The organism is Methylophaga sp. UBA5088 (genome assembly GCF_002414625.1).
Taxonomy (GTDB): Bacteria; Pseudomonadota; Gammaproteobacteria; order Nitrosococcales; family Methylophagaceae; genus Methylophaga; species Methylophaga marina.
This window is the reverse complement of the sequence record NZ_DIAC01000086.1, coordinates 23,125-26,424: the sequence shown is the minus strand read 5'-3', so window position 1 is coordinate 26,424 and position 3,300 is coordinate 23,125. Positions and strand designations below refer to the sequence as shown.

General features: G+C 47.0%; 1 protein-coding gene and 1 pseudogene. One reads left to right on the top strand and one right to left on the bottom strand.

All coding sequences use genetic code 11. From position 1 onward, the window contains the following. A pseudogene (locus B4K20_RS10935) lies at positions 1–244 on the top strand (methyl-accepting chemotaxis protein); the annotation flags it as partial. A gap of 56 nt (positions 245–300) precedes the next feature. Here the strand turns inward: B4K20_RS10935 and purL are convergent. After that, a partial coding sequence (purL, locus tag B4K20_RS10930; RefSeq protein WP_289282904.1) for a phosphoribosylformylglycinamidine synthase occupies positions 301–3,300 on the bottom strand: 3,000 nt, incomplete at its 5' end.

Here is a 3,300-nt window from a genome sequence, read left to right as displayed (position 1 = left end):
AGCCACACAATCGATATTAAACATTGTTAATTCGATGACACAAATCGCTGATATGAGTACACATGTTGCCAGTGCTGCTGAAGAGCAAGGTTTGGTCTCAGAAGAAATCAATCGTAACATTACACGCGTATCAGACTTATCTGAAAATAACATGCATAGCAGCGAAGAAATTGCTACTGCTAGTCAAAACCTGGCGACACTCGCCACGCAGCTCAATATGATTGCACAACGTTTTAAAGTATAGCTCTCTTTACGTTAGCCATAAAAAAAGGACCTTTCGGTCCTTTTTTACATCCGGGTTTAGTTCACCCAGCATCGCGCATTTTGGAACAATCTTGCCCACGGACCATCTTTGCCCCAGTCATCCGGATGCCATGAATGCTGAACTGTGCGCGTTACACGCTCAGGGTGCGGCATCATGATCGTTACCCGACCATCGGTTGTCGTCAGTGCCGTCACGCCATTAATCGATCCATTTGGGTTCATTGGGTAAGCTTCCGTAGCTTGACCATAATGATCGACATAACGCATGGCCACTAGCGCCTGATCTTCAGACCCCGTCTCGGCATAGTCAACACGCCCTTCACCGTGAGCCACAACGATAGGCATCACAGAACCGGCCATCCCTTTCAATAACACTGAAGGTGACTCTACAATCTCTACCAGTGAGAAACGTGCTTCAAACTGTTCAGACAGGTTACGAGAGAATCGAGGCCAATGCTCACTGCCAGGTATCAACTCTTTTAACTGCGACAACATCTGACAGCCATTACAGACACCCAACGCAAACGTATCTTCACGATGGAAAAATGCTGAGAACTGTTGACGGGCAGTCTCATTATGCAAAATGGTGCTGGCCCAACCGCGTCCTGCACCTAAAACATCACCATATGAGAACCCACCACACGCAACCAAGCCAACAAAATCATTCAGATCAATACGCCCTTCCAGCACATCACTCATGTGCACATCAATAGCATTAAAGCCTGCATGATCAAATGACGCTGCCATTTCAACCTGACCATTTACCCCTTGCTCACGCAGAATGGCAACCTTGGGACGATGACCACTCACGATCAGAGAGCTGGCAATATTTTCTGCCGGATTAAATGATGGTTTGGCAAATAAACCAGGATCTTTTTCATCCAATAACGCATCAAACTCTTGTTTTGCACAATCAGGATTATCACGCATTGACTGCATCTGGTAACTGGTCTCAGCCCAGAAACGTTGCAACGTTACACGAGACTCATCAATAACCAGTTCCTGCTCAACATGGATGCGTATTTGCTGCTGCTCAGTCACTTTACCAATGGCAAATGACATGGAGGTCAAATTATAGTCTTTAAGAATATTCATGACATGATTCAAATCAGCATGAGGCACTTGGATAACCGCGCCTAATTCTTCATTGAACAATACCGGCAAGGCTTCACCAAGACCATTCAAGTGAATATCCAGACCACAATGACCGGAAAAAGCCATCTCAGCTAAGGTAACAGCGAGGCCGCCATCACTTCTGTCATGATAGGCCAGCAATAAATCTTCATTCTTCAGTCGTTGGATAGCGTTAAAGAAGTTTTTTAAATGTGTCGCATCTTCGATATCTGGAGCTGTGTTACCCACTTGTTTGAATACTTGAGCTAAAGCGGAAGCACCCAAACGGTTGTGATTTTGCCCCAGATCGATATAAATCAAATCAGTATCACCACGATCAGTACGTAATTGCGGCGTGGTCGTTGCGCTGGCATCAGTGACAGGCGCAAAGGCGCTGATAATCAGAGATAAAGGTGAAGTCACCGCTTTGGTTTCGCCCTTATCTTCCCATACCGTTTTCATGGACAAAGAGTCCTTACCGACGGGAATAGCGATACCTAACTCAGGACAGAGATCCATACCAATCGCTTTGACGGTATCGTATAACAGTGCATCTTCACCAGGGTGACCACATGCTGCCATCCAGTTAGCTGATAATTTAATGTCACCCAACTTTTCAATTTTGGCAGCGGCAATATTGGTAATCGCTTCCCCCACTGCCATTCGACCTGAAGCAGGTGCGTTGATCAGTGCAATCGGTGCACGCTCTCCCATCGACATCGCTTCGCCTAACACATCATGGTGATCGGCTAAAGTGACAGCACAATCCGCTACCGGCACTTGCCATGGACCTACCATCTGATCACGTGCGACCAAACCTGTTACACTTCTATCACCGATGGTAATTAGGAAGTTCTTACTGGCTACCGTTGGCAATGTAAGTACACGTTCCAGAGCCATTCTGGGTGAAACACCGGCAAAATCAAGATCTGGATGCTCATGTTGTGTATGTTTCACGTCACGCAGCATTTTAGGTGGTTTACCTAATAATAATGACAGTGGCATGTCGATCGGTGATGTTTCATTATCGGCATCACCGAGTAATAAATGTTCTTCTTCAGTGGTTTCCCCCACAACAGCCCACGGGCAACGCTCACGTTCACAAATGGCTTTGAATTCATCAATACGGTCAGGATGTACACCCAACACATAACGCTCTTGAGACTCATTACACCAGATTTCCATGGGTGACATACTGGGTTCATCATTAGGAATCACACGCAGTTCAAAACGACCACCACGACCACTGTCATCGACCAGTTCAGGGAAAGCATTGGAGAGTCCACCGGCACCGACATCGTGAATGGCAATAATCGGGTTTTGATCACCTAAGGCCACACAGCGGTCAATCACTTCCTGACAGCGGCGTTCCATTTCAGGATTACCACGTTGAACTGAGGCAAAATCCAGTCCCTCATCACTGGCACCGGAATTGACTGAAGAAGCAGCACTTCCTCCCAGACCAATTAACATTGCCGGACCGCCCAGTACAATCAATTGCACACCTGGATCCATGATGCCTTTTTCAACGTGTTGTGGACGGATAGAGCCCATGCCGCCAGCCACCATAATAGGTTTGTGATAGCCCCGCACTTCAAAGCCATTATCTGTTGGTACTTGAACTTCAAAAGTACGGAAATAACCGCATAAATTCGGACGACCAAATTCATTATTGAAGGCCGCACCACCGAGAGGGCCATCGATCATAATCTCACGAGCAGAGGCCATACGCGCCGGTTTGCCATAAGGTGTTTCCCAAGGTTGTTCAAACCCTGGGATTTCCAGATTCGACACAGAAAACCCCGTTAAACCCGCTTTTGGTTTTGAACCACGTCCAGTTGCACCTTCGTCACGAATTTCGCCACCAGCCCCCGTTGAAGCACCAGGAAAGGGAGAAATCGCTGTTGGATGGTTATGGGTTTC